Source organism: Stenotrophomonas sp. GQ19, from assembly GCF_059758695.1.
In genome coordinates this window covers 153451-177213 of sequence record NZ_JCAXES010000001.1, presented here as the reverse complement: position 1 = coordinate 177213, position 23763 = coordinate 153451, and the positions used below count along the sequence as shown (strand labels likewise).

Annotated in this window: 20 protein-coding genes; 2 read left to right on the top strand and 18 right to left on the bottom strand. The window is 69.0% G+C overall.

Annotated features, from left to right (window positions below; translation table 11 throughout):
* Positions 1 to 340: 340 nt before the first annotated feature.
* Complete coding sequence (locus tag AC6CHL_RS00780; protein WP_038688633.1) at positions 341 to 3412, top strand: TonB-dependent receptor; 3072 nt, start codon at positions 341 to 343, stop codon at positions 3410 to 3412.
* Between the two features lie 239 nt (positions 3413 to 3651).
* On the opposite strand, the gene AC6CHL_RS00775 is transcribed toward AC6CHL_RS00780, so the two are convergent.
* From AC6CHL_RS00775 to hisS, 15 genes are all read right to left on the bottom strand, one after another.
* Positions 3652 to 4383, bottom strand: a complete 732-nt coding sequence (locus tag AC6CHL_RS00775) for a copper homeostasis protein CutC (protein WP_498292834.1) — start codon at positions 4381 to 4383, stop codon at positions 3652 to 3654.
* A 2-nt stretch (positions 4384 to 4385) separates the two neighbouring features.
* The gene (locus AC6CHL_RS00770) at positions 4386 to 5384 is read right to left on the bottom strand and encodes a glycosylasparaginase (protein WP_498292833.1); all 999 of its coding nucleotides are present in this window, start codon (positions 5382 to 5384) and stop codon (positions 4386 to 4388) included.
* Positions 5385 to 5439: 55 nt separating this feature from the next.
* Positions 5440 to 6444, bottom strand: a complete 1005-nt coding sequence (locus AC6CHL_RS00765; protein ID WP_498292831.1) for a glucokinase — start codon at positions 6442 to 6444, stop codon at positions 5440 to 5442.
* A gap of 172 nt (positions 6445 to 6616) precedes the next feature.
* Positions 6617 to 8215, bottom strand: coding sequence for a calcineurin-like phosphoesterase C-terminal domain-containing protein (locus AC6CHL_RS00760; protein WP_038688639.1), 1599 nt, complete (start codon positions 8213 to 8215; stop codon positions 6617 to 6619).
* A gap of 88 nt (positions 8216 to 8303) precedes the next feature.
* Complete coding sequence (hisIE, locus tag AC6CHL_RS00755) at positions 8304 to 8927, bottom strand: bifunctional phosphoribosyl-AMP cyclohydrolase/phosphoribosyl-ATP diphosphatase HisIE (protein ID WP_137189358.1); 624 nt, start codon at positions 8925 to 8927, stop codon at positions 8304 to 8306.
* Positions 8917 to 9693, bottom strand: coding sequence for an imidazole glycerol phosphate synthase subunit HisF (gene hisF / locus AC6CHL_RS00750; RefSeq protein WP_141058340.1), 777 nt, complete (start codon positions 9691 to 9693; stop codon positions 8917 to 8919). The genes hisIE and hisF overlap by 11 nt, the downstream gene beginning before the upstream one ends.
* A complete protein-coding gene (hisA, locus tag AC6CHL_RS00745) occupies positions 9687 to 10421 on the bottom strand; it encodes a 1-(5-phosphoribosyl)-5-[(5-phosphoribosylamino)methylideneamino]imidazole-4-carboxamide isomerase (protein WP_498292829.1) in 735 nt (244 codons plus the stop codon). Before hisA ends, hisF begins: the two co-directional genes overlap by 7 nt.
* Positions 10418 to 11020 (bottom strand): imidazole glycerol phosphate synthase subunit HisH, encoded by a 603-nt coding sequence (hisH, locus tag AC6CHL_RS00740; protein ID WP_038688646.1) that lies wholly within the window; start codon positions 11018 to 11020, stop codon positions 10418 to 10420. Before hisH ends, hisA begins: the two co-directional genes overlap by 4 nt.
* Positions 11017 to 12090 carry a bifunctional histidinol-phosphatase/imidazoleglycerol-phosphate dehydratase HisB gene (hisB, locus tag AC6CHL_RS00735; protein WP_137189355.1) on the bottom strand — a complete coding sequence of 358 codons (1074 nt, stop codon included), beginning with the start codon at positions 12088 to 12090 and terminating at the stop codon, positions 11017 to 11019. Before hisB ends, hisH begins: the two co-directional genes overlap by 4 nt.
* Complete coding sequence (gene hisC, locus AC6CHL_RS00730; protein ID WP_498292827.1) at positions 12087 to 13178, bottom strand: histidinol-phosphate transaminase; 1092 nt, start codon at positions 13176 to 13178, stop codon at positions 12087 to 12089. The genes hisB and hisC overlap by 4 nt, the downstream gene beginning before the upstream one ends.
* The gene (gene hisD / locus AC6CHL_RS00725; RefSeq protein ID WP_498293483.1) at positions 13175 to 14470 is read right to left on the bottom strand and encodes a histidinol dehydrogenase; all 1296 of its coding nucleotides are present in this window, start codon (positions 14468 to 14470) and stop codon (positions 13175 to 13177) included. The genes hisC and hisD overlap by 4 nt, the downstream gene beginning before the upstream one ends.
* An 11-nt stretch (positions 14471 to 14481) precedes the next feature.
* Positions 14482 to 15393: an ATP phosphoribosyltransferase gene (gene hisG / locus AC6CHL_RS00720; protein WP_038688653.1), complete on the bottom strand. Its 912-nt coding sequence runs from the start codon at positions 15391 to 15393 to the stop codon at positions 14482 to 14484.
* Between the two features lie 13 nt (positions 15394 to 15406).
* The gene (locus AC6CHL_RS00715) at positions 15407 to 15733 is read right to left on the bottom strand and encodes a YerC/YecD family TrpR-related protein (protein ID WP_463600866.1); all 327 of its coding nucleotides are present in this window, start codon (positions 15731 to 15733) and stop codon (positions 15407 to 15409) included.
* A gap of 172 nt (positions 15734 to 15905) precedes the next feature.
* Positions 15906 to 16199, bottom strand: a complete 294-nt coding sequence (locus AC6CHL_RS00710; protein ID WP_498292825.1) for a hypothetical protein — start codon at positions 16197 to 16199, stop codon at positions 15906 to 15908.
* Complete coding sequence (gene hisS / locus AC6CHL_RS00705; protein ID WP_447593335.1) at positions 16196 to 17593, bottom strand: histidine--tRNA ligase; 1398 nt, start codon at positions 17591 to 17593, stop codon at positions 16196 to 16198. Before hisS ends, AC6CHL_RS00710 begins: the two co-directional genes overlap by 4 nt.
* 139 nt (positions 17594 to 17732) lie before the next feature.
* Here hisS and AC6CHL_RS00700 point away from each other — a divergent pair, with 139 nt between their 5' ends.
* Positions 17733 to 18485: a Crp/Fnr family transcriptional regulator gene (locus AC6CHL_RS00700; RefSeq protein ID WP_038688658.1), complete on the top strand. Its 753-nt coding sequence runs from the start codon at positions 17733 to 17735 to the stop codon at positions 18483 to 18485.
* Positions 18486 to 18670: 185 nt separating this feature from the next.
* Here AC6CHL_RS00700 and thrC read toward each other — a convergent pair whose 3' ends face one another.
* The 3 genes from thrC to thrA are packed head-to-tail and all read right to left on the bottom strand — an operon-like array spanning position 18671 to position 23441.
* Complete coding sequence (thrC, locus tag AC6CHL_RS00695) at positions 18671 to 19960, bottom strand: threonine synthase (RefSeq protein ID WP_498292823.1); 1290 nt, start codon at positions 19958 to 19960, stop codon at positions 18671 to 18673.
* 35 nt (positions 19961 to 19995) lie between these two features.
* Complete coding sequence (locus AC6CHL_RS00690; protein ID WP_498292822.1) at positions 19996 to 20928, bottom strand: homoserine kinase; 933 nt, start codon at positions 20926 to 20928, stop codon at positions 19996 to 19998.
* Entirely contained in the window at positions 20925 to 23441 is a 2517-nt protein-coding gene (gene thrA, locus AC6CHL_RS00685; protein ID WP_498292820.1) for a bifunctional aspartate kinase/homoserine dehydrogenase I, read from the bottom strand. The genes AC6CHL_RS00690 and thrA overlap by 4 nt, the downstream gene beginning before the upstream one ends.
* Positions 23442 to 23763: the final 322 nt, after the last annotated feature.

Here is a 23763-nt window from a genome sequence, read left to right as displayed (position 1 = left end):
CGGTTCTCACCGCGGGACGATGGACCACCGGCTCCCCCTCCGCCGTCCCGCGCAAGAAAACGTTTTCACTCCGCCGACGTCATCCGCCCGGTTCCCGGCCCGCCTTGGCCATATTGCGGAGCAGCATGCTTCCCTGCCGAACCCGTGCTAAAAATTCCCCGCCAATCGTTTAGATCGATCCAACTTCAAACGGTCACGATTGCCGGAGCGGTGGGTGGGGGCCCACCAGGCTGCATGCGGGACGCACGGGAGCTCAGAGCTGGCAACAGCCCTCCCAAAACATTAGATCGATTCAACAACGTATCGCCACCGTTTCAATCCAGGAGAGGGAGAGAGTGGAATGAACAAGATGTCCCGCATGCGCAACCGCGACACGCTGTCGGCCGCCATTACCGCCGCGCTGTTCGCCGCCGCGATGGTGCCCGCCAGTGCCTTCGCACAGCAGGCCAGCCCCGCTTCGTCGCCGGAGGCCACCACGCTCGACAGCGTGACCGTCACCGGCTATCGCTACGCCATCGAAAAGAGTCTGCAGCAGAAGCGCGACGCCAACGCCGTGGTCGAAGTGATCACCGCCGAAGACGTCGGCAAGTTCCCCGACAAGAACGTGGCCGATGCCCTGCAGCGCGTGCCGGGCGTGGTGATCACCCGCAGCGGCGGCGAAGGCAAGTCCGTCAGCGTGCGTGGCTTGGCGCCAGATCTGACCCTGACCCAGTTGAACGGCAACTTCGTTGCGTCTTCGGAGACCAACAACGAGGCCACGCGTTCGTTCAACTACACGCTGCTGCCGTCCAACATGCTGTCCAGCGCCGAGCTGTTCAAGTCGCCGGAAGCGCGCATCGATGAAGGCGGCATCGGCGGTACCGTAATTCTGCACACCCGTCGCCCGCTCGACATGGAAGCCAACTCCGGTTACGTCAACCTGGAAGGCACCTCCTCGGACACCAGCCACGACATCGATCCGCAGGCGTCGGCGCTGTACTCCTGGCACAGCAAGGACGAGCGCTTCGGCGTGCTCGTCGGCGTGACCCAGCAGAAGCGCACCAGCCGCACGATGGAAGCCAGTACCGAGGACTACCAGTGGTATGGCGACGGCACCACTGCCCGTGATGCCAACGGTGGCCTGCTGCCGCAGGATGGCATCCACTACTGGTGGGGGCAGTCCGGCTTCAACAACCAGACCGGCAAGAACTACAGCGAGTTCTTCATGCCGACCTCGGTCAATTTCGCGGTGAAGGAAGAGAAGCGCGAGCGCAAGGGCGGCCAGCTGACCTTCCAGTTCAAGCCGATCGACAACGTGACCCTGACCGCCAACTACTTCCGCTTCGAGCTGCAGGGTGACTACACCCAGAACATGCTCAAGGTGCCGGAGTGGAACCTGGCGCGCTACAACCAGGATGGCAACTGGGACGGTGGCCGGCTGCTCAACGGCCTGACCTTCGATCCCAGCGGCAGCATCGTCACCGGTGCGCAGTACGAAAAGCTGGCCGGCAAGACCTACTACTGCAGCGAGGAAGAGGCCGCTGCGGCCGGCATGAAGCCCGGTGGCTGGGGCCCGGATGACTGCACCATCCCCACCCCGCAGCTGACCGGCGGCTACAGCAAGGAAAAGGCGCTCTCGCAGACCGCCGACCTGACCATCGACTGGGACATCAGCCCGCTGTGGAAGGCCTCCTTCACCGGCGGCCGTACCTGGTCCGAAGGTGGTCCGTCGATGAACTTCCGCATGTCGGCCAAGCCGCGCCGCAAGGTGGGAAGCGAGTGGCAGTCGGGCAATCAGTACACCGCGTGGGACCTGACCGGCACCCCGTCGGTGCAGTTCTCGCCGGACCTGCAGCAGCAGCTGATGGCCGGCATTGCCGAAGTCGATACCGGTTCCACCGATTCGTCGTGGATGAAGACCGAAGTTGAACAGAACTACTTCCAGGCCGATGTCACCAAGCTGTTCGAAGCCGGCTGGCTGGATTCCATCCAGTTCGGTACCAAGTACCGCGATGGCAAGGTCCACCGCAACACCGGCAACACGTACTGGGTGTGCCCGGGCCTGGACCCGGCCGACTACGACAACAATCGCTACCAGGCCGGTTGCGACCCCACCGCCGGCAACGCCCAGCCGGGCTTCTTCCTGTCCAACCCGATCAGCAACATTGCCGGCGGCTTCAATGCCAACGTGTTCCCGGGCGTCGACTACCCGGCTTACATCGACTACCTGAACAAGACCTACGGCGGCTCGCACAACCGTACCGAAGAAGACTTCGTCTACGACGTCAACGAGAAGATCTACTCCGGCTACTTCCAGGCCAACTTCCGTACCGAACGCGTCCGCGGCAACGTCGGTGTGCGCGTGGTGCGTACCAAACAGTTCGCGCAGTCCAGCGATTCGGTCGAGCGCTTCAACGACTACTTCGTGGACAACGCCGCCGGTGCACCGATGAGCTGCGATGACCCGGCCGCCGATCCGACCCTGCGCTGCCAGGGCGGCTTCGTGCGCGTGCCGGACCCCCAGGCACGCGACAAGGTCTACACGCTCAGCTCGCTGGACAAGACCTACACCGACTTCCTTCCCAGCTTCAACATTGCCTGGGACATCACCGATTCCCTGGTGCTGCGCGGCGCGGCGTCGAAGGTGATCGCCCGCCCGAGTTACACCTCCATTGCCTACCCGGGTGGCCTGCGCTACGTCAGCGAGGAATACAGCAACGACCGCCGCGTCGCCGGTGGCACCGACACCCCCGGCTGGTATGGCTCGGGCAGCAACAAGGCGCTGGAGCCGTTCGAGGCGGTGCAGTTCGACCTCGGCCTGGAGTGGTACTTCAAGCCAGGCGCGGTGGCCGGCGTGTCGCTGTTCCGCAAGAACGTGGACAACTTCACCGTGCCGGTGGTGCGCGACCAGCAGATGACCGTCGGCGGGCAATCGGTGACGGTGCAGAAGTACGAAACCCAGGCCAACGGCCGTGACGGCGTCTCGCAGGGCGTGGAACTGTACGGCCAGTACACCTTCGGCTTCGGCTTCGGCGTGCAGGCCAACTACACCTACAACGACACCAACCTGGCGTCGATCGTGCTCGATGGCGAAGAAATCGGCTCCTCGCCGCTGGTCGGCAGCGCCAAGAACCAGGCCAACGTGACCTTGTTCTACGAGAACGACACCTTCCTGGCGCGTGCCTCGTACAACCGTCGCGGTGAAGTGGTCGGCGGCCTCAACAATGGCCTGACCAGCTACACCGAGCCCTACGACCAGCTGGATCTGAACGTTGCCTACAACGTTACGCCGGACTGGACGCTGACCGCTTCGGTGCTCAATGCCACCAAGTCCGAACTGCGCAGCTACCTGGGCAACGACACCGAGGCCCGTCTGCTGTCCAACATCTATGCCGGCCGCCAGCTGTACTTCGGCGTGAACTACAAGTTCTAAGCATCACCCGCCCCCGCCTTCGGGCGGGGGAAACGGTCCTCCACGGCAGCCGCGCTGGTACAGGTGGCTGCCGTTTTTTGTGGGCGTGGGGAAACCGTCGCGGGATGCATTCGCCCCCGGTGTAGAGCCACCCCATGGGTGGCTGTCGCAACCTTCGGTGGCTGTCGCAGCCCTCGGTGGCTACACGCGGTGCCAGAACCGGGAGCAGCCACCCATGGGGTGGCTCTACCCGCCATGCGTCAGATCTGGTCCAGCGCGGCGCGCAGCGCGGTGACTTCTTCGGCGTCGGTAACGGTCCAATCCGGCGACAGGCCCACCAAGGCCGGATTGTGGTGGCGTATCGCCGAGCGTTGCACCGCCTTGGCCGATGCGTGCAGTTCAACACACCCCGTGCGTGCGGCCACCGCGGCGATGTTGCGCGCGTTGAGCCCTGCGCCGGCCATCACGCCAATGCGCGCGTTCGACTGCGCCACCAGCGCCGCCACCCTCTCCGCGCCCGCCTCGGCACTGGGCTGGCCGCCCGAGGTCAGCACCCGCTGGCAGCCCAGCGCGATGACCTGCTCCAGCGCGGCGGGCAGGTCGCGTGCGGCGTCGAACGCGCGATGGAACGTCACCTGCAGCGGCCCGGCGGCCGATACCAGCGCCTGGCACAGCGCCGTGTCCACGTTGCCGTCGGCGTCCAGCGCGCCGATCACCACGCCATCGCAGCCCAGCTGCCGGCAGTGGGCGATATCGCGCAGCATGATTTCCGCCTCAAGCGACCCGTAGTGGAAGTCGCCCGGGCGCGCGCGGATCAACACGAACAACGGGATGCGCAGGCGCTCGCGGGCCACGGCAATGCTGCCGTAAGACGGCGTGGTGCCGCCCTCGGCGAGGTTGTCGAACAGTTCAATGCGATCGGCGCCACCAGCCTGCGCGGCCAACGCCGAGGCCACCGAATTGGAGGCGATTTCCAGCAGCCGACGCGCCATGCTCAGGTCTGCTCGCTGCTGTAGACCGATGCCGAATCACGCAGGTCGTCCTGGCGATCCTTGTCGCATACCGCGTAGACGAAGCCACGGTGCAACGCATACGCACCAACCTGCCCGTGCTTGTCCAGCGCCAGGAAGCACACCTGCAGCGTTTTGCTGGCCTCGGGCCGCTTGCGCACCAGCCGTGCGATCGCCTCGCGGCAGGCCTCGGCCGGCGAGCGGCCCTGGCGCATCAGCTCCACCACCAGGAACGACGCGGCGTTGCGCATCATCTCTTCGCCCACCCCCGACGCGGTGGCGCCGCCCACCTCGTTGTCCACGTACAGGCCGGCGCCGATGATCGGGCTGTCGCCGACCCGGCCGTGCAGCTTCCAGGCCATGCCGCTGGTGGTGCAGGCACCGGCCAGGCGGCCGTTGGCGTCGATGGCCAACATGCCCAGGGTGTCATGGTTGCTGCTGTCGCCGGGACGCCCGCGGCGCTCGACGTTGATCTCCGGCGTGTACTGGGCGGTCTTCAACCATTCGCGCCACGCCTTCTCGGCTGCCGGCGTGAGCAGCTTCTGGCGCTCGAAGCCCTGCTCGACCGCGAACTGCTGCGCGCCCTGCCCGACCAGCATCACGTGCGGCGTGTTTTCCATCACTTTGCGGGCCACCGACACCGGATGCAGGATGTCGGTGAGCGCCGCCACCGAACCACAGCGGCCATCGCCGTCCATGATGCTGGCGTCGAGGCTGAGCACGCCGTCGCGATCAGGATTGCCGCAGCGGCCCACGGTGGGGTTGCACAACTCGCTCTCGGCCCAGCGCGCGCCGGCTTCAACCGCGTCCAGCGCGCTGCCGCCGCCGGCCAACACCTTCCACGCCGCCTGGTTGGCGCCCACGCCAAAATCCCAGGTGGACACCACCCGCGCGCCGCCGCCTGCCCGCGCACCGGCGCGCGGCAGGGCCAGCGCGCCTGCGGCCAGTGCACCGGCCTGGAGGAACTGCCTGCGATCGGTCATCCCACCCACTCCCTGCGAAATTGGTCATCGAGCCGCCCGCTGCCGGGCGGACGCGTCATGCCACGGCGCGTTCGTGGCGCGCGGCGTGCCATACCGCCGCACCCAGCATGCCCAGTTCGCCATGTTCCACCCGCCACACCGGCACCTGCGCCAGCACCCGGCCCATCACACCCTTGGCCAGGAACCGCGCCTGGAAGCCGCCCGCGTGCAGGAACTGCGCGATGCGCGGCGGAATGCCGCCCACCAGGTACACCGAACGCGCACCGAAGGTGATGGCCAGGTCGCCGGCCAGGCTGCCCAGCCACGCGCTGAAGACCTCCAGCGTTTCCACCGCGACGGGGTCGTCGCCCAGATGCGCGGCGGCGATCAGCTGTTCGGGGGTGTCCCACTGCGGTGCCACGCCGCGAAGGCCGCACAGGCAGGGGTACAGGTTCATCAGGCCGCTTCCGGACAGGATGCGCTCCTGGTCCACGTGCGCCCAGCGCTGCTGCATCTGCCGCAGGATCTCCAGTTCCAGTGCGGTGCCGGCCGTGAGCGCGGCATGGCCGGCTTCGCTGGCCAGTACGGGTTGGTGCCCGCCCTGGAAACGCAGGGCCGCGCCGAGCCCGGTGCCCGGGCCCAGCACCAGTGCGGGCCAACGCGATGCGGTGTCAGGCGCGCCATTGAGCGGCACCAGGGTATCGGCCTGCACATGCGGGATCGCGTAGGCGACCGCTTCGAAGTCGTTGATCAGCGCCAATGAGCGCAGGCCGGCCTGGGTGCGCGTGTCGGCCACCGACACCGGCCACGGCAGATTGGTGTTGACCAGGTGGTCGCCTTCCAGCAGCCCGGCGATCGCCACCACGGCGCTGTCCAGCGGCTGCCCGGCGCTGGCGATGAAATCGGCCAGGATCGCGGCCAGGCTGGCAAACGCGGCGCAGCTGTAACGGCGCAGGCCGACAAGCTGCGGCGGCTGACCGGCACGCAGTTCGGCGACGGCCAGGCGCGCGAACGTGCCACCGACGTCGGCCACGAGCAGCGTTTCAACAGACGATTCCCGACCGGGCGTCAGCAAAGACACGTCGGAAGGGGCCGGAGAATGCTCCGGAAACGGTACCGCAACGCTCACTCGCAGGCCTTGGCTGGGGTCGAATAACCCGGTGCGATTTTCGGCGATCGCACCGGGTTTGCAAAGCAGGTCGCGCCGTACAGCAGCGTATGCAGCCGCTGCGCCGTGCGCGGCAGGCGCCCCATCAGGGCTTGCCGACCTGCAGGCGGTAGCTGGTGCTGGCCGAGGCGGTGGGGCCATCGGCGTGCACTGCGCGCACTTCAACCTTGTGCTCGCCCGCCGTCAGGTTGGTGGGCAGCGCGCCGCGCCACAGGTGCGGCGACGGCGTGGCTTCGGGAGAGCGATCGAAACCCCGCAGGCGCTCGGCCTGGTCGTCGGCCACGTTCTCCACCAGCAGGCGCGGGTCGGGCTGTTCCACCCGCTTCATGGTCTGCCAGGCACCACTGTCCACGCGGTATTCCACCAGCGTATCGGCCTGGCCCATGAACACGTTGGCGTACACGCCCCATGCCGGATAGGCGTCCTTGCGCAGCACCTTGGGCGCGTGCAGGGCAATCTGGTAGTCATCCGGCGCGCGGGCCACGTAATAGCGCAGGCCGTAGTCGCCGCCGGGCTTGACCGACAACACCGCATAGCCGTTCGGCGTGCCATCGCTCATGGTGGCATCGGGGATCCCGTTGCTGTCCTTCACGCCCGACCAGAACGCGCCACAGGCGGCGCCCACGTTGTACTCATGCAACGGCTTGCTGCCCTGCCAGCCCTCGGCGGCGCCATGGTAGTAGTGCTGCTGGGTGTGGCTGTGGCCGCTGAGCACCAGCACGTTGGGGAACTCCTTGAGCAGCGCGAACAGGCGCGTGCGGTCGGCGTGGCGGAAGGTTTCGCGGCCGGGCGCGGCATCGAACAGCGGAATGTGCATGCCCAGCACCACCAGGCGATCGCGCGGCAGGCCCTTCAGGTAGTTGCCGAGGAAGGTGAACTGGTCCGGGCGCAGCCCGCCCACGTAGCTCGGCTTGGCCGCAGGGTCGTAGACCACGTCGTCGAGGAACACGAAGCTGGCCCCGCCCTCTTCTACCGCGTAGGTATCGGGCCCGTACACTGCGCGCCAGCTGTCCAGCGAGTGGCGGTCATCGCCGGCGTCGAAATCCAGGTCATGGTTGCCCGGCACGTGGAACCACGGCACCTGCAGCAGCGCGGTGGCCTTGTTGATGGTCGGGTACAGGTCCAGGTCGTCGTTGACGATATCGCCGAGCGTGGTGCCCAGCCGTGCCGGATGCTTGCCGATGATGGGGTCGACGATGGCGCGCTGGTAATAGTCGATGTCCTGCCGGCTGGCGGTCTGCGAATCGGTGAAGACCAGCATCTCGAACCCGGCGCGGGCGGCGTCGCTGCCCTTGGCCGGTTCCAGCGCGAAGTCCCAGTTGCGCACGTTGCTGCCGGTGGCGCGGATACCGTCGTACTTCAGCCGCGGCGAGCCCTGCGGCGCGTAGTGGCGCCAGTACGACGGCAGCCCGTTGCTGGCGGCCGGGAAGCGGTACTCATCGGGCTTGATCACAAACACGGTCTGCCCGTCGCGCACCGGCAGGCTGTAGCTGCCGTCGGCGGCGGTGCGCACGATCACCTCGCCGTTGGACACCTGCACCCCGGCCATGCCCGGGTCGGTGGGCCCGCGCCCGGGCTTGCCGTCGCGTTCCTGATAGACCTTGCCGGTCACGGTCACCTCGGCGGCCAGGGCGGGTGCGGTAGTCAACAGCAGGCAAGCCAGCCAGGCAGCAGTGCGGGTCATCGGGACGGTCCGTTCGGGGTGGGTGATTGTAAAGCGGCACATCATCGCTTGTGCCGCGTTTCACCGACGTTAAACGCGATTCATGCGCTCACCCTGCGTGGCGCGCCGCCAACACGGCCACCGCGTCGGCCAGCGACAAACCGCGCGCGCGCAGCAGCACGATCAGGTGGAACAGCAGGTCGGCTGACTCGCCCAGCAGCGCCGCATCGTCCTGGGCCACCCCGGCCAGCGCGGTTTCCACGCCCTCCTCGCCCACCTTCTGCGCGATGCGGCGGATCTCGCCGTCGAACAGCGTGGTGGTGTAACTGCCCGGGGGGCGCTGCTGCTCGCGCTGGCGCACGAACGCATCCAGGCGGCCCAGGAAGTTGCCCGGGGCCCGCTCGAAGCAGCTGTCGCTGCCGGTGTGGCAGGTCGGGCCCGCCGGGCGCGCACTCACCAACAACGTGTCGTTGTCGCAGTCCACGCGCACCGCCACCACCGCCAGCACGTTGCCCGACGACTCGCCCTTGGTCCACAGGCGCTGCTTGCTGCGGCTGTAGAAGGTCATGTGGCCGGTGGCCAGGGTCAGCTCCAGCGACTCGGCGTTGGCATAGCCGAGCATCAGCACGGCCAGGCTGTCGGCATCCTGCACCACCACCGGCAGCAGGCCGTCGCCCTTGCTCCACGCCAGTCCGTCCAGCGCCTCGCGCGACGGCAGTACCTCAATAGACATCTCGAACCTCGATCTGCTGCTCGCGCAGGAACTGCTTGAGCGCGGGAATGGCGATGGCGCCACTGTGGAAAACGCTGGCGGCCAACGCACCATCGACATCGGCCTGGTCGAACACGTCGGCAAAGTGCTGCATCTCACCGGCTCCGCCGGAGGCGATCAGCGGCACCTGGCACAGCGCGCGTGCCTGGCGCAGCTGGGCCACGTCGTAGCCGCGGCGCACACCGTCGCTGTCCATGCAGTTCAGCACGATCTCGCCGGCGCCGCGGCGCTGCGCCTCGACCAGCCAGTCCAGCGTGCGCACCGGCACGGCCTGGGTCTTGTCCGGGTCGCCGCTGAAGCGCCGCACCCGCCATTCCCCGTCGGCCTCGCGCACCGAATCGATGCCGACCACCACGCACTGCACGCCGAACGCATCGGCCAGTTCTTCGATCAACGCCGGGCGCCCCAGCGCCGGGGAATTGATCGAAATCTTGTCGGCACCGGCATACAGCACGCGGCGCGCGGTCTCCACGTCGGAAATGCCGCCGGCCACGCAGAACGGAATGTCGATCAGGCGCGCGATGCGCTCGATCCAGCCCACGTCCACCGCACGGCCTTCGGGGCTGGCACCGATGTCGTAGAACACCAGCTCGTCGGCGCCCTGGTCGCGGTAGCGCAGCGCCAGCTCGGCGATGTCGCCCATGTCGACGTGGTCGCGGAAACGCACGCCCTTGACCACGCGGCCATCGCGCACGTCCAGGCAGGGAATCAGCCGGCGGCTCAGCATGCCAGCGCCTCCGGCAGGGACATGCGGCCTTCCAGCAGCGCCTTGCCCAGGATCGCGCCGCCGCAGCCCACTGCTTTGGCCTCGGCCACGTCGGTCGCGCTGCGCACGCCACCGGACGCCTGCACCGCCACGCCCGGCAACAGGGAGGCCAGGTGCTGGTACAGGCCGATGTTGGGGCCGGACAGCATGCCGTCGCGGGCGATGTCGGTGCACAGCAGGTGGGTCATGCCGGCCTGCGCGTAGCGCGATGCCAACACGTCCAGGGTGTCTTCGGCGGTTTCGGTCCAGCCGTGCACCGGCAGCAGCCAGCGGCCGTCGTCGGCCTGGCGGGCATCCAGCGCGATGGTCAACCGCTCCGGGCCGAACTCGCCCAGCCAGCCGATCACCGTCTCCGGCGCGCGTACCGACACCGAACCGACCACCACGCGGGTGGCGCCCGCATCAAGAATGCGCGCCACGTCGTCGCGCGAGCGCACGCCGCCGCCGGTCTGCACCTTCAAGCCGGTCTGCCGGGCAATCGCCGACAGCAGCGGGGCCAAGGTGTAACCGCCGGCCCGTGCGGCATCCAGGTCGACCAGGTGCATCCAGCTGGCGCCGGCGTCGGCGAATGCCTGGGCGCGCGGCAACGGGTCGTCGCCATAGGTGGTCTGCTGCGCGTAGTCGCCCTGCAGCAGACGCACGACGCGCCCTTCGCGGATGTCCAGGGCGGGATAGACGGTGAAACTCATGACGGTTCGTTCTCGATGAAGTTGCGCAGGATCCGGGCGCCGGTGGCGGCCGAACGCTCCGGATGGAACTGGGCGCCGCTGTGCAGGCCGCGCTGCACCACCGCGGCGAACAGGCCGCCGTGGTCGCAGGCCGCTACCGTGTGCTCGCCCAGCGGTGCTGCATAGCTGTGCACGAAGTAGGCGCTGGCACGTTCGGGCACGCCATCCAGCAGCGCCGACTCGCGCAGCGGCCGCAGCCGGTTCCAGCCCATGTGCGGTACGCGGATGCCGGTAGCCGGGTGCAGGTGGCGGACCACCCCGGGCATCAACCCGAGGCATTCCACATGCCCCTCTTCGGAGCCCTCGAACAACAGCTGCATGCCCAGGCAGATGCCCAGCAGCGGCACCTGCAGCTCGCGCAGCGGCTGCACCAGGTCCTGCGCGTGCAGGCGCGCCATGCCGTGCGGGGCCGCGCCCACGCCGGGCAGGATCACCCGCGACACGCCCTGCAGGCCCTTCGCGTCGCGGACCAGCCGCACCTGCACGCCCAGCCGTTCCAGTGCATAGCGCACCGACCCCAGGTTGGCGCCGCCCGCATCGATCAGGGCAACCTCGGTCACAGCGCCCCCTTGGTGCTGGGCAGTGCGGTGCCCTGGCGCGGCAGCGCCTGGCGCAGGGCGCGGGCCAGCGCCTTGAAGCACGCCTCCACCTTGTGGTGGTCGTTGTCGCCACGCACGCTCAGGTGCAGGTTGAGCCCGGCGGCGTCGCACAGCGAACGGAAGAAGTGCGGCACCAGCTCGGTGGGCATGTCGCCCACGCGCTCGCGCTTGAACTCGCCTTCGAACACGAAATACGGCCGGCCGCTGAAATCCAGGGCGGCGCTGGCCAGGGTTTCATCCATCGGCAGCGTGAAACCGTAGCGGCCAATGCCGCGCTTGTCGCCCAGCGCTTCACGCAGCGCCTGGCCCAGTGCCAGGCCGGTGTCTTCGATGGTGTGGTGTTCGTCGATGTGCAGGTCGCCCTCGGCCTGCACGCTCAACGCGAAACCGCCGTGCTTGCCGATCTGCTCCAGCATGTGGTCGAAGAACGGCAGGCCGGTGTGGGTCTGCGGCTCGGCGGTGCGGTCCAGGTCGACTTCGACGCGGATCCTGGTCTCCTTGGTATTGCGCTGCACGGTGGCGCGGCGCGGTGCATCGGCCAGTTCGTGGGCGATGCCGTTCCAGTCCCACTGCCCGCCGAACTGTTCGGTGCGCAGCTGGAAGCCACGGATCTTCATGTTCTCGGCGAACTGGATGTCGGTGGGCCGGTCGCCGACCATGCCCGAGCGGGCCCAGTCGATGCTGCGGTCCTGCAGGTAGGGCAGCATCATGCCGATGCCCGGCTTGCGGGTGGGCGCGTTGTCGTGCGGCCAAGTGCCGTCGATCAACACGTCACGGAACACGATGCCCTGGCTGGCGAAGATCTGCAGCATCAGGTCGTTGGGGCCGTCGAAGCTGGCCTGCGGGTAGCCTTCGCTGCCCAGACCGTCCTGGTTGCTGACGATCACGAACTGGTAACCGGCATCGCGCAGCTTGAGCATCGCCGGGATCACATCGCGCACGAAGCGGATCTTTTCATAGGCATCGATCTGGAAATCGGCCGGCTCTTCGATCAGCGTGCCGTCGCGGTCCACGAACAGGATGGGCGTCATGCCGCGACCCTCCGCGCAGCCAGCGCACTGAGCACACGGTCGTTCTCCAGGGTGCTGCCGATGGTGATGCGCAGGGCGTCGTCCAGCTGCGGCGCGGCGCGCTGGTCGCGCACCACCACACCGGCCGCCAACAGCGCATCGAAGGCCTGCTGCGCATCACTGAAGCGCACCAGCAGGTAATTGCCCTGCGAGGGGTAGACGCGCAGCACGCCCGGCAGCACGGCCAGTGCCTGCTGCAGGCGGCCGCGCTCGGTCTTGATGCGCTCCACGCGCGAGGCGGTGAGCTGCAGGTTGCTGTCGCTCAGGCCAGCGAGGGCCAGCTCGGCGCAGGGGCCGGGAATCGGGTACGGCGCCTGGCAGCGGCGCAGCAGCGCGATCAGCGCCGGCGCGGCAATGAGGCTGCCGATGCGCGCGGCGGCCAGCGCGTGCGCCTTGGACAGCGTGCGCAGCACGGCCACGTTGCCGCAACGTGGCAGCAGCGTAACCGCCGACGGCAGCGCGGCGTACTCGGCATAGGCCTCGTCCACCACCACCAGCGCCCTGCCCTGCAGCGCCGTGGCCACCCGTTCCACCTGCTCCAGCGTGATCGCGCTGCCAGCCGGGTTCGAGGGCGAACACAGGAACACCAGCTTGGCGTTGCCGGCCAGCGCGGTGGCGATCACCGCATCGATATCGGCGTTGAGCGCATCGCCGTCGTCGCGCAGCGGCACCTCCAGCAGCGGCGCGTTCTGCAGCCGCGCGCACACCGCGTACATGCCGAATACCGGCGGGGTCACCAGCACCGCATCGCGGCCGGGCTCGCACAGCGCGCGCACCAGCAGGTCGATCGCCTCATCGCTGCCACGGCCGATCAGCAGCTGCTCGGTCGCGCAGCCATACAGTTCAGCCAAGCGAGCACGCAGCGCAGCCGGCTGTGGATCCGGATAGCGCCGTGCCCGGCCTTCGCTGTCGGCCGGGTTGGCCCAGGCCGACTCATTGGCGTTGAGCCAGACATCGCCGACCAGCGCGCTGCTGCGCGCCGACGAATAGCCGGCGAAGGCCTGCAGGTCCGTACGGACCAGCGACATCACCGCGTCCGGCGCGCTCATGCGGCCACCTGCATGCGCAGTGCCACCGCATTTTCGTGCGCGTCCAGGCCTTCGGCACGGGCCAGCGTGCGTGCGCAGCCGCCGATCGCGGCAATGCCCTGCGCGGTGGCCGACTGCACGCTGATCAGGTTCTGGAAGCTGGCCACGCTCACCCCGCTATAGGCGCGTGCGGCGCCCGCGGTGGGCAGCACATGGTTGGTGCCGCTGCAGTAATCGCCCAACGCCTCGGGCGTGTAGTCGCCGAGGAAGACAGAGCCCGCCGCCTCGACCTGTTCCAGCCACGCGCGGGGTTCGCGCAGGGCCAGGATCAGGTGCTCGGGTGCATAGCGGTTGCTGATCTGGAAGGCCTGGGCCAGCGAATCCACCCGGATCAGCTTTGAGGCCTGCAGCGCCCGGGTGGCAATGGCCACGCGCGACAGACGCGCCAACTGCGCCTGCACTTCAGCGTCGACCCGCGCCAGCAGGGCGTCGTCGTCGGTGAGCAGCAGCACCTGCGAATCGGGGCCGTGCTCGGCCTGGGACAACAGGTCGGCGGCGACGAACGCGGGATTGGCGCCGGCATCTGCGATCACCAGCACTTCGGACGGGCCGGCCGGCATGTCGATCGCCGCCGCACCGTCCTGCGCCACCTGCTGCTTGGCTTCGGTAACGAAGCTGTTGCCGGGGCCGAACAGCTTGTCGCAGGCCGGCACGCTGTCGGTGCCATAGGCCATCGCCGCGATCGCCTGCGCGCCGCCCAGCTTGAACACGCGGTGCACGCCGGTCAGGCGCGCGGCCACCAGCACCGCCGGGTCGGCACTGCCGTCCTTGCGCGGCGGCGTGCACAGCACCACTTCGCGGCACCCGGCCAGTTGCGCGGGCACGCCCAGCATCAACGCGGTGGACGGCAGCGGGGCGCTGCCGGCCGGCACGTACAGGCCCACCCGGCCAATCGGCCGCACCACGCGCTCGCAGCGCACGCCCGGCGCGGTGTCCACCGCATAGCCCTGGCTCATGCCGGCCTTGTGGAACACGCCGATGCGTGCGGCCGCTTCAACCATCGCCTGGCGCAGGTCGTCCGGAACGGCCTGTTCGGCCGCGGCGAATTCGGCTTCGCTGACTTCAAAGGATTCGGGGGCCACGCCATCGAAGCGCAGGCTGATCTCGCGCAGCGCAACGTCGCCGTCGGCGCGCACGGCAGCGATCAACCCGGCGACCGCATCCCGGGTCTGCGCGGCCACGGCCTGCACCGGGCGCTGCAGCGCCTGCGCCTGGGCGCTGGCGTCCAGGGTGGACCACTGCACTACAGTCATCGAAAGACGGTTCATGCCAGCGAACGCTCCACGCTCAATACCATCAGGCCCTGGGCGCCTGCGCGCTCCAGATCTTCCAACCGCTGCCACGTCAAGGCGCCGTGGCACATGGTCTGCAGGCGCAGGTGGCCGCCGTCGTCGGGCAGCTGCACCAGCGGGTCGGCATCGGGCAGCAGCCGGGTCAGCTCGGACACACGGTCCAGCGCGGCGCGGAACATCAGCAGCTTGCTGTCCTGCACCTTGACCACGCCATCCAGCCGCCGCAGCAGCATCGCCATCAGCCCGGCGCGGGCGTCGTCAGGGGTCTTCACCGGGCCGGCCAGCACCGCTTCGCTTTCCAGCAGCGTTTCCACCGGCTTGAGCTGGTTGGCAGCCAGGGTGGCGCCGCTGGAGACCAGGTCGCAGATCAGGTCGGCGGTGCCCAGGCGCGGCGCGATTTCCACCGACCCGGACAGTTCCACCACCTGCGCATCCACGCCGCGCGCGGCCAGCCAGTCGGCCAGGATCGCCGGGTAGCTGGTGGCGATGCGCTTGCCGGCCAGCTGCTCAACGCCGGTCCATTCCCATTCGTCGGGCACCGCCAGCATCAACCGGCACTGCCCGAAATTCAGGCCGCGCAGCGCCTGGTAGGCGTCCGGCAGGCCGATCCGGCGGCGCGCGGCACCCTGCTCGTCCAGCTCGTTGCGGCCGACGATGCCGAAGTCGCAGACGCCATCGGCGATCAGCCCGGGGATGTCGTCGTCGCGGACCAGCAGCAGGTCGACCGGCAGCGATTCGCCGTAGCAGAACAGCTTGTCGCGGCTCTGCCGCCAGCTCAGCCCGCAGGCGGTGAGCAGGCTGCGCGCCGGCTCGGCCAGCCGCCCGTTCTTCTGGATGGCGATCCGCAGCCGGTCACGGGCCGGGGCGTTCTGGGTTGCACTCATGGGGGAGGCTCTCTTACTCGGATTCGGGGGGCGTAGGCGTGGCGGTGACGGCAATGGCGGCGGTATAGCCGCCGTGCCCATGCTCCAGCGAACGCGCGACGCGCCCGGTGGTGGTCACGCTGACGCCGGTCAGTTCGTGGATTTCGCGATACGGCACGCCCTGCTGCAGCAGCGGCACCACCTTCCAGCGGTCCGACAGCGCCTCCAGCTCGGCCGGGGTGCACAGGTCGCGCAGGAAGGCGGTGACCTGCTCGGGGCTGGACAGCGCGGCGAAGGCCGCAGCCAGGCAGGCCAGATCGGCCTGGGCATCTTTTTCTCGGGGGGCGGGGCGTAGTTTCATCGTATCAATGTAATAGCGTGCTATTACATTAGCGCAAACGACAACACTCGGTCAAACCGGGTTGATGTCCGGACCGGGTTGGTTCAGGGGGCGGGAACGAAAAACGCCCGCTGAGCGGGCGTTTGTTTTGGGTAGCGGGCGTTTTAGCGGCGTACCGACCAACGGTCGGTACCTACCGGCACGTTACCTCGGCGCGGAGGGCGCCGCTGCGCAGGCACTCGCCGAACAGGCTGCCCTGTCGGCTCGGGATGGACTGGATGGCTTCCAGCTCCCCTGCCCCGTCCGGGCACTTCTGCCCGGCCAACCCGCGCAGGTCACGCTGCAGCTGCTCACGGTCGATCACGTGGCAGCGGTCGACCGTCAGCCGGTACTGGCCCGCACCGATCCGCTGGCTGTGCAGCGCAGGATCGGTCCGGCACGCGGTCAGCAGGAGCAGCAGCGTTGCCGCCGCCCCCAACCGCCTCACGGCATGACCTTGGCCTGCTCCAGTTCCACCTGCAGGGTGCTGGCCAGTTCCTCGCGCGAGACTTCGAACTGCTGCTCCCGCAGCAGGTCCTTCACCGCCACCACGCCGCGGGCCAGCTCATCGTCACCGGCCAGCACCACGAAGCGGATCCCGGCCTTGGCCGCGTACTGGAACTGCTTGCCGATCTTCTTCGGCTCCATCTGCACTTCGGCGTTGATGCCACCGGCGCGCAGGCGGCGGGCGATGTCCAGCGACTGCGGCAGGCTGGCGTCGTCCATCAATGCCACCAGCGCGTGCACGCTGCTGTCTTCGATTCCGGCGATCAGGCCGGCTTCGCGCAGCTGCCAGAACAGGCGGGTCAGGCCGATGGAAATGCCCACGCCCGGCAGCTTGGACTTGCTGTAGTGGCTGGCCAGGTCTTCGTAACGGCCACCGGAGCAGATCGAGCCGATCTGCGGGTGGTCGGTCAGCGTGGTTTCGTACACGGTGCCGGTGTAGTAATCCAGGCCGCGCGCGATGGAGAAATTCAGGCAGTACGCGGTTTCCGGCACGCCCAGCGCCTTGACCAGCTCCAGCACTTCGCGCAGCTCGGCCACGCCCACCTTCAGCGTCTCGCTGGCGGCCGCATCGGCCAGCAGCGCGTCCAGCTGCGCCAACGCGTCGGCGTGGCTGCTGGAGCGGACTGCGACGAAGGCCAGGATGCGCTCGACCTGCTCGGCCGGGATCTCAAAGCCTTCGCCCACCAGCGTCTCGCGCACGTAGTCGGGGCCGCGCTTGTCCAGCTTGTCCACTTCGCGCAGCACCGCCAGCTGGCGCTCGCCGTCGGCCACGCCCAGGCTTTCAAAGAAGCCGCGCAGCAGCTTGCGGTTGTTCAGCTGGATGCTGAAGGCGCCGATGCTGAGCTCGGCGAACACCGCATGGATCACCGCCAGGACTTCGGCGTCATAGCGCGTGCTCAGGGTGTCCTTGCCGATCACGTCGATGTCGCACTGGTAGAACTCGCGGAAGCGGCCACGCTGGGCACGTTCGCCGCGGTACACGCGCTGCATCTGGTAACGACGGAACGGGAACGTCAGGTCGTGCTCGTGTTCGGCCACGTAGCGGGCCAGCGGCACGGTCAGGTCGAAGCGCAGGGCCAGCTCGGGCAGCGTTTTGTCGCCGGCCTCGGCAGCGTTGGCCAACGCGCCGGTGGACTGCACGAAGTACACCTGGCGCTCGGTTTCACCGCCGGACTTGGTCAGCAGCACGTCGGACAGCTCGAACACCGGCGTTTCCACCGGCAGGAACCCGAACCGCTCGTAGTTGCGGCGGATGACGTCCAGCATGCGCTGGAACGCGATCTGCTCGCGCGGCAGCAATTCCATGATGCCGGGCGGCGTACGGGGCTTGATCACTTGCGGGACTCCTGCGAATCGGGGGATGAGCGTGGTGCATATTCTAGCCGCAGCCAGCGCGCGGGGCTGCGCTGATCGCGCCGGTCCGGGCCAATGGCCGCATGAAGTATCATAAGCAGGCCCCGCTCCCTGGTTCGACATGACCCGGCCCCACTCCGGTACCGCCCTTTCCGCCGTTGAAGATCCCGCCAGCCCGGGCTGCTCGCCGCTGCGCGACTGCTTGCACTGCTCGGTACGTCATCTGGCCGTGTGCTCGGCGCTGTCGCCGGACGAAGTGCTGGCGCTGGAACGGGTGACCGTGTCGCAGCCTGTGGCGCTGGGCGCCACCCTGGCCCGCAGCGGCGAACCGCGCCTACATGTCTATACCTTGACTGCCGGCGCACTGCGCCTGGTGCGGACACTGCCCGACGGCCGTCGCCAGATCAGCGGTTTCGTGCTGCCGGGCGATTACCTGGGCCTGAGCGGCAACGACCATCACCGCTACGACATCGAGGCCATCGCCGACAGCCGCGTCTGCCGGGTGGCGCTGCCGCAGATGAAAGAGCTGCGCGCCCGCTTCCCGCACCTGGAGCGCAAGCTGCTGCAGCGCGCCTGCCAGGAACTGGACGCCGCGCAGGACGCGGCCATGTCGCTGGCCCGCCTGCAGCCGGCGGAAAAGCTCGCCGATTTCCTGCTGCGCCTGGCCGCCCGCGAAGCCCGCCTGGGCGGCAACGGCCTGCGCGTGACCTTGCCCATGGGCCGCGGCGACATCGCCGACCACCTTGGCCTGACCATGGAAACGGTGAGCCGCACGTTCACCAAACTGCGCCAGCAGGGCCTGATCGCCCTGCCCCACCTGAACACCGTCGAGATCCTCGACGAAGCCGCCCTGCACACGCTCTCCGGCGAGTAACCGGTAGAGCCGGGCTCTGCGCGGCTGGCGTCAGGCGCCCATGACCCCGGAACGAACGGCAGCCGGGCAGAGCCCGGCGCTACATGAGCAGCCACTCCGGCGAGTAACGCGTAGAGCCGGGCTCTGCCCGGCTGGCGTCAGACGCCATGACCCCCGAACGAACGGCAGCCGGGCAGAGCCCGGCGCTACGTGAGCAGGACCTCGCGCAGCGCCGCGTACTCCGGCGCGCACGGCTGCGCGTGCGCCGGCCGCTGCAGCAGCGCCGACAGCGACGGCGGCACGTCCAGCGCCTGGCCGATCAACGGTTCCACCACCGATTCGAACTTGGCGGGGTGGGCCGTCGCCGCAACCGCCCAGTCGCCCGGCATGCCGTCGGCACGCAACGCTTCCAGCACCGCCACCGCGGTGGCGGTATGCGGGCAGAACACTTCGCCGGCCTGCGTCCAGCGCCGCGCGATCAACGCACGGATCGCCGCATCATCCACCGCCTCCACGTGCAGGTCCGCGCGCAACGCGGCATCGTCATCGGCATACAGCCAGCGCAGCCGTTCGAAGTTGCTCGGCGCGCCCACGTCCATCGCATTGGCCAACGTGGCCACGCTGGTGGCCGGCTGGTACGCGCCGCCGTGGAAGAAACGCGGCAGCACGTCGTTGGCGTTGGTGGCCAGTGCAACCTGCCCCAGTGGCAGGCCCATCGCCCGGGCCAGCAGTGCGGCCATCGCGTTGCCCAGGTTGCCGGTGGGGACGACCAGGTTGAGCACGTTGCCGGTGCGGGCGTGGTGCTCAAGCGCGGCATGCGCGTAGTAACTCATCTGCGGCAACCAGCGCCCCAGGCTGATGCTGTTGGCCGAACTCAGCGGCACCCGCGCCTGCAGCTCGCGATCGCCCAAGGCCTGCTTCACCATCGCCTGGCAGTCATCGAACGAGCCGGCCACGCGCAGCGTGTGGATGTTGTCGCCGAAGCACCCCAGCTGGTGCGCCTGGCGGGGCGACACGCGCCCATCGGGGTACAGCACCACCACGCGGATGCCCGGTTGGCCGTGGAAGGCCGCCGCCACTGCCGCGCCGGTATCACCGGAGGTGGCCACCACGATCGTCAGCGGCTGATCGCGGTCCTGCTGCAACCGGGCCAGGCTGGCAGCCAGGAAGCGCGCGCCGAAATCCTTGAACGCCGCGGTGGGGCCATGGAACAGCTCCAGCACATGGTCGCCGGGGGTGCTCAATGCGCGCAGCGGCGCGGGGAAATCAAAGGCATCGGCGCACAGCTGCGGCAGGTGCGGTGCCAGCGCATCGCCGTCGAAGTACGGTGCCAGCACCGCAGCAGCATCCAGCGCCAGCGAGCCCTGCGGCTGCCATGCCGATGCCTGCGGGCGCTGCGCGGGAACATACAGGCCGCCGTCGGGGGCCAGCCCGGCGGCAATGGCCTGGCTGAGCGTGGCGGGCGGTGCGGTGTGACGGGTGGAAACGAAATTCATCGGTGATCCTGGAAGAAAGTTAAGAAGCACCACACTCACAGCAGGTGCGCGCCCGGCGCGTTCAAGGGCGAGACCCAGCCCTGGCTGTCGAACCCGGCATCGGCGAAGGCCTGCTGCACCGCCGCCTGCGCCGCCAGCGCGGCGTCGCGCCGCTCGAACCAGGCGAACACGCTCGGCCCGGCACCGGAAATGCTGGCGCCCATCGCACCGGCCGCCAGCGCCGCATCACGTGCGGCATGGAAGCCGCCAATCAGCCCCGCGCGGCGCGGCTCCACCAGCACGTCGCGCAGCCCGGCACGCACCAGCGACGCATCGGCGGTGAAGCAGCCGCTCAGCACCAGCGCGAGGTTGGCGCTCTGTTCAACGAACTCCCCCAGCGCGTAGCTGCCCTGCAGCGCCGCGCGAGCACGGCGCGTTTCCAGCACGGCCTCCGGATGCACCAGCAGGCTGTGCCAGGCGTCCGGCACCGGAATCGGCACCAGCCGCTCGGCCGTGCTCAACACCAGCCCGCCCAGCAGCATCGGGCCCAGGTTGTCGCCGTGCCGCCCGCCACTGGCCACCGCCTCGCCCTCCAGCGCGAAGGGATACAGCGCCTCGCGCGACAGCGGCGCGTCCAGCAGTGCATTGGCCGCCACCAGCGCGGCCACGCAGGACGCCGCCGACCCGCCCATGCCCGACCCCAGCGCGATGCCCTTGTCGATCTCCACCTCGAATCCGAACGGCAAGGCCAGCGCCTCGCGCAGCGCGATCAACGCCGCACCCGCGGTGTTGTCCGGCGCGTGCAGCGGCAGCGCGAACGGCGTGCCGCGGATGGCGTTGATGCGCACTTCCGGCGCCTCGATGCGGCGCACGGTCACCGTGTCGCCGACGCCGGCGATGGCATGCCCCAGGATGTCGAAGCCCACCGCCGCGTTGCCCACCGACGCCGGCGAGAACGCGCGTGCCACCTGGTCATCACCACCACTCACAGGCGCGCTCCTTCACCCACCGCCACCCGCAGCACATCGGCGAACACGCCGGCGGCGGTCACTTCCGGGCCCGCACCCGGACCCTGCACCACCAGCGGGTTGTCGCAGTAGCGGCGCGTGGTGAACTGCACTACGTTGTCGGTCAGGCGCAGGTTCGCGAACGCGTGCCCGGCCGGCAGCTCCACCAATCCTACCTGCGCACCGTCGGGCGACAGCCGCGCCACGTAACGCAACACCGCGCCCCGCGCCTTGGCCGCGGCGAGGCGCTCTGCGAAGACCGCATCCACCGCATCCAGCCCCGCCATGAACTCCTCCACCCCGGCCTGGCGCAGCGCCTCGGGCACCAGGCTCTCCACCTGCACCTGCTCCAGGCTCAGTTCGCGCCCGGCCTCGCGCGCCAGGATCACCAGCTTGCGCGCCACATCCACGCCTGACAGGTCATCGCGCGGGTCCGGCTCGGTGTAGCCCATGCCGCGTGCCTGCGCCACCAGCTGCGAGAACGGCACCTGGCCGTCGTACTTGTTGAACAGCCACGCCAGCGTGCCGGAGAAGATGCCGTCGATGGCCAGCACTTCGTCGCCGGTATCGACCAGGTCGCGCAACGTGGTGATCACCGGCAGGCCAGCCCCCACCGTGGCTTCGTAGCGGAAACGTGCACCGCTGGCGGCGGCCGCCTCGCGGATGGCCTGGTAGCGCGGCAACGGGCCGGCGCCGGCCTGTTTGTTCGGGGTCACCACGTGGATACCGGCCGCCAGCCACCCGGCGTAGCGGTCGGCCACCTCGGCGCTGCCGCTGCAGTCGATCACCAGCGCATGCGGCAGGTGGGCCGACAGCAGGTGTTCGGTAAAGGCGTCCAGGTCGGTGGCTTCGGACGACGCGGCCAGTGCGCTGCGCCAGTCGCCGTGCAGGCCGCGCTGATCGAGCACCATGCGGCTGCGCGAGGCCACCGCGCGCAGCCGCAGGTCGACGTTGGCACGCCCGAGCAGCTGCGACTGCGCTGCCTGCAGCTGGTCCAGCAGCGCCGCGCCCACGTTGCCCGGCCCGATCACGCCCACCGAGAAGGTCTGCGGCGACAGCCAGAACCCGGCATGGGCGGCGCGCAGTGCCTTGGTGGCGTGGCGGCTGTCGACGGCGACCGAGATGTTGCGCTCGGACGAACCCTGCGCGATCGCCAGGATGTTGACCTGCGCCCGCCCCAGCGATTCGAACAGGCGTGCGGCCACGCCCGGCTGCCCGGCCATGCCATCCCCCACCGCCGCCAGCACGCTGACGTTGTCGGTGAGCTGCACGCGCTGCACCTGGCCTAGGTTGAGTTCATGGGCGAAGGCCTGCAGCAGTGCATCACGCGCGCGTACCGCCTCGGCCTGCTTGACCACGCAGCAGATCGAATGCTCCGACGACCCCTGCGAGATCATCACCACCGACACGTGCGCGTTGCGCAGCGAGGCGAATACCCGCTCGGCCGTGCCCGGCACGCCGATCAGGCCGGTGCCCTCCAGGTTCAGCACGGCCAGGTCCGGGCTCAGCGTCAAGCCCTTGATCGGCCCGGCAACGGTCCGTTCGGCGGTGATGCGCGTGCCCGGGTGGAGGGGGTTGAAGGTATTGCGGATGATGATCGGCAGCCCGCGCTCGATCGCCGGCGACATCGTCTGCGGGTGCACCACCTTCGCGCCGAAGTACGCCAGCTCGCAGGCCTCGTCGTAGCTGAGTGCATCCAGCTGCACGGCTTCCGGCACCACGCGCGGGTCGGCCGACAGCACGCCGTCGACATCGGTCCAGATGTGGAGTTCGTCGGCATTGAACAGCGCCGCGAAGATCGCACCGGAATAGTCGCTGCCGTTGCGCCCCAGGGTGGTGATGCGGTCGCGGCGGTCGCGGGCCACGAAACCGGTGGCGACCACGCGCGGCGATGGGTTCGCCTCACGCCAGCGCGCCAGGCGCTGTGCGCTCTGCACCCAGTCCACGTCCACCCCCAGCTCGCCGCGATCCACCACCAGCACATCCCGTGCGTCCAGCACCGCACACGCTTCGCCCAGGCTCTGCAGGTACTGGCCCAGCAGCTGCGCCGAGTACACCTCGCCCAACCCCTGCACCCGGTCCAGCACTTCCACCGGCAACTCGCCGATCACCGCCAGCGCGCCGAGAACCTCGGCAAGGTGCTCGAACCGGGCATCAAGCCACTCCACCGTCTGGCCGGCGTGTTCGCCCAGCAATGCCACTGCGGCGCCGCGATGACGCGCACGCAGCGCATGCCACGCGTCGCGCCAGTGCGGCGCATTGTCGGCGGCCAGGCCGGCCACCGCGATCAGCGCATCGGTAACACCCTTCATGGCCGACACCACGGTGACCTGCACCGCTTCCTCGCGCGCCAGCAGCAGCTGGGCGACATGGCGGTAGCGCTCGGCATCGGCCACCGAAGTGCCGCCGAATTTATGCACGATGGTGGAGGTGGCAGCCCGCAGTTCGGGGGCAGCGGGTTCAGCGGCAGCAGGCAGGACGGCGACGGATGACATGAAGACCTCGATTCGAGGCCCCGCATCGGGTCAGGTTGAAGGCGCTCCCCCGCAACCTGTTCCGGGTGCGGGGCCGTTGTTTTCGGAAATTACGCGAAGACGACGGGCCGCACCAGGCGAGTGGTGACGGTGGTAATGGTGGTGGTACCGGTGGTCTGCGCAGGCACGCTTCGACCGGCCGCGAGGGCGGCGGTGCAGAGCTGGGCGGTGGCGGCGATAGAGACCATGGGCCAAGAAAACTACGCCGGCGGGGGGCTTGTCAAGTGTTGCAGTGCAAGATCACGCGGGGCGCGATCAGCCTGCATCGTCGGCAAAAAGGTTG

Bases quoted from the DNA above. Each gene is read 5' to 3' on its own strand.
- AC6CHL_RS00775 (WP_498292834.1), bottom strand. From the start codon at position 4,383: ATGGCGCGTCGGCTGCTGGAAATCGCCTCCAATTCGGTGGCCTCGGCG.
- AC6CHL_RS00715 (WP_463600866.1), bottom strand. From the start codon at position 15,733: ATGAAACTACGCCCCGCCCCCCGAGAAAAAGATGCCCAGGCCGATCTG.
- hisIE (WP_137189358.1), bottom strand. From the start codon at position 8,927: ATGTCTATTGAGGTACTGCCGTCGCGCGAGGCGCTGGACGGACTGGCG.
- AC6CHL_RS00760 (WP_038688639.1), bottom strand. From the start codon at position 8,215: ATGACCCGCACTGCTGCCTGGCTGGCTTGCCTGCTGTTGACTACCGCA.
- thrC (WP_498292823.1), bottom strand. From the start codon at position 19,960: ATGAATTTCGTTTCCACCCGTCACACCGCACCGCCCGCCACGCTCAGC.
- hisB (WP_137189355.1), bottom strand. From the start codon at position 12,090: ATGACGCCCATCCTGTTCGTGGACCGCGACGGCACGCTGATCGAAGAG.
- hisG (WP_038688653.1), bottom strand. From the start codon at position 15,393: ATGAGTGCAACCCAGAACGCCCCGGCCCGTGACCGGCTGCGGATCGCC.
- hisD (WP_498293483.1), bottom strand. From the start codon at position 14,470: ATGACTGTAGTGCAGTGGTCCACCCTGGACGCCAGCGCCCAGGCGCAG.
- thrA (WP_498292820.1), bottom strand. From the start codon at position 23,441: ATGTCATCCGTCGCCGTCCTGCCTGCTGCCGCTGAACCCGCTGCCCCC.
- hisC (WP_498292827.1), bottom strand. From the start codon at position 13,178: ATGAGCGCGCCGGACGCGGTGATGTCGCTGGTCCGTACGGACCTGCAG.
- hisA (WP_498292829.1), bottom strand. From the start codon at position 10,421: ATGAGTTTCACCGTCTATCCCGCCCTGGACATCCGCGAAGGGCGCGTC.
- AC6CHL_RS00770 (WP_498292833.1), bottom strand. From the start codon at position 5,384: ATGACCGATCGCAGGCAGTTCCTCCAGGCCGGTGCACTGGCCGCAGGC.
- hisF (WP_141058340.1), bottom strand. From the start codon at position 9,693: ATGCTGAGCCGCCGGCTGATTCCCTGCCTGGACGTGCGCGATGGCCGC.
- AC6CHL_RS00700 (WP_038688658.1), top strand. From the start codon at position 17,733: ATGACCCGGCCCCACTCCGGTACCGCCCTTTCCGCCGTTGAAGATCCC.
- AC6CHL_RS00780 (WP_038688633.1), top strand. From the start codon at position 341: ATGAACAAGATGTCCCGCATGCGCAACCGCGACACGCTGTCGGCCGCC.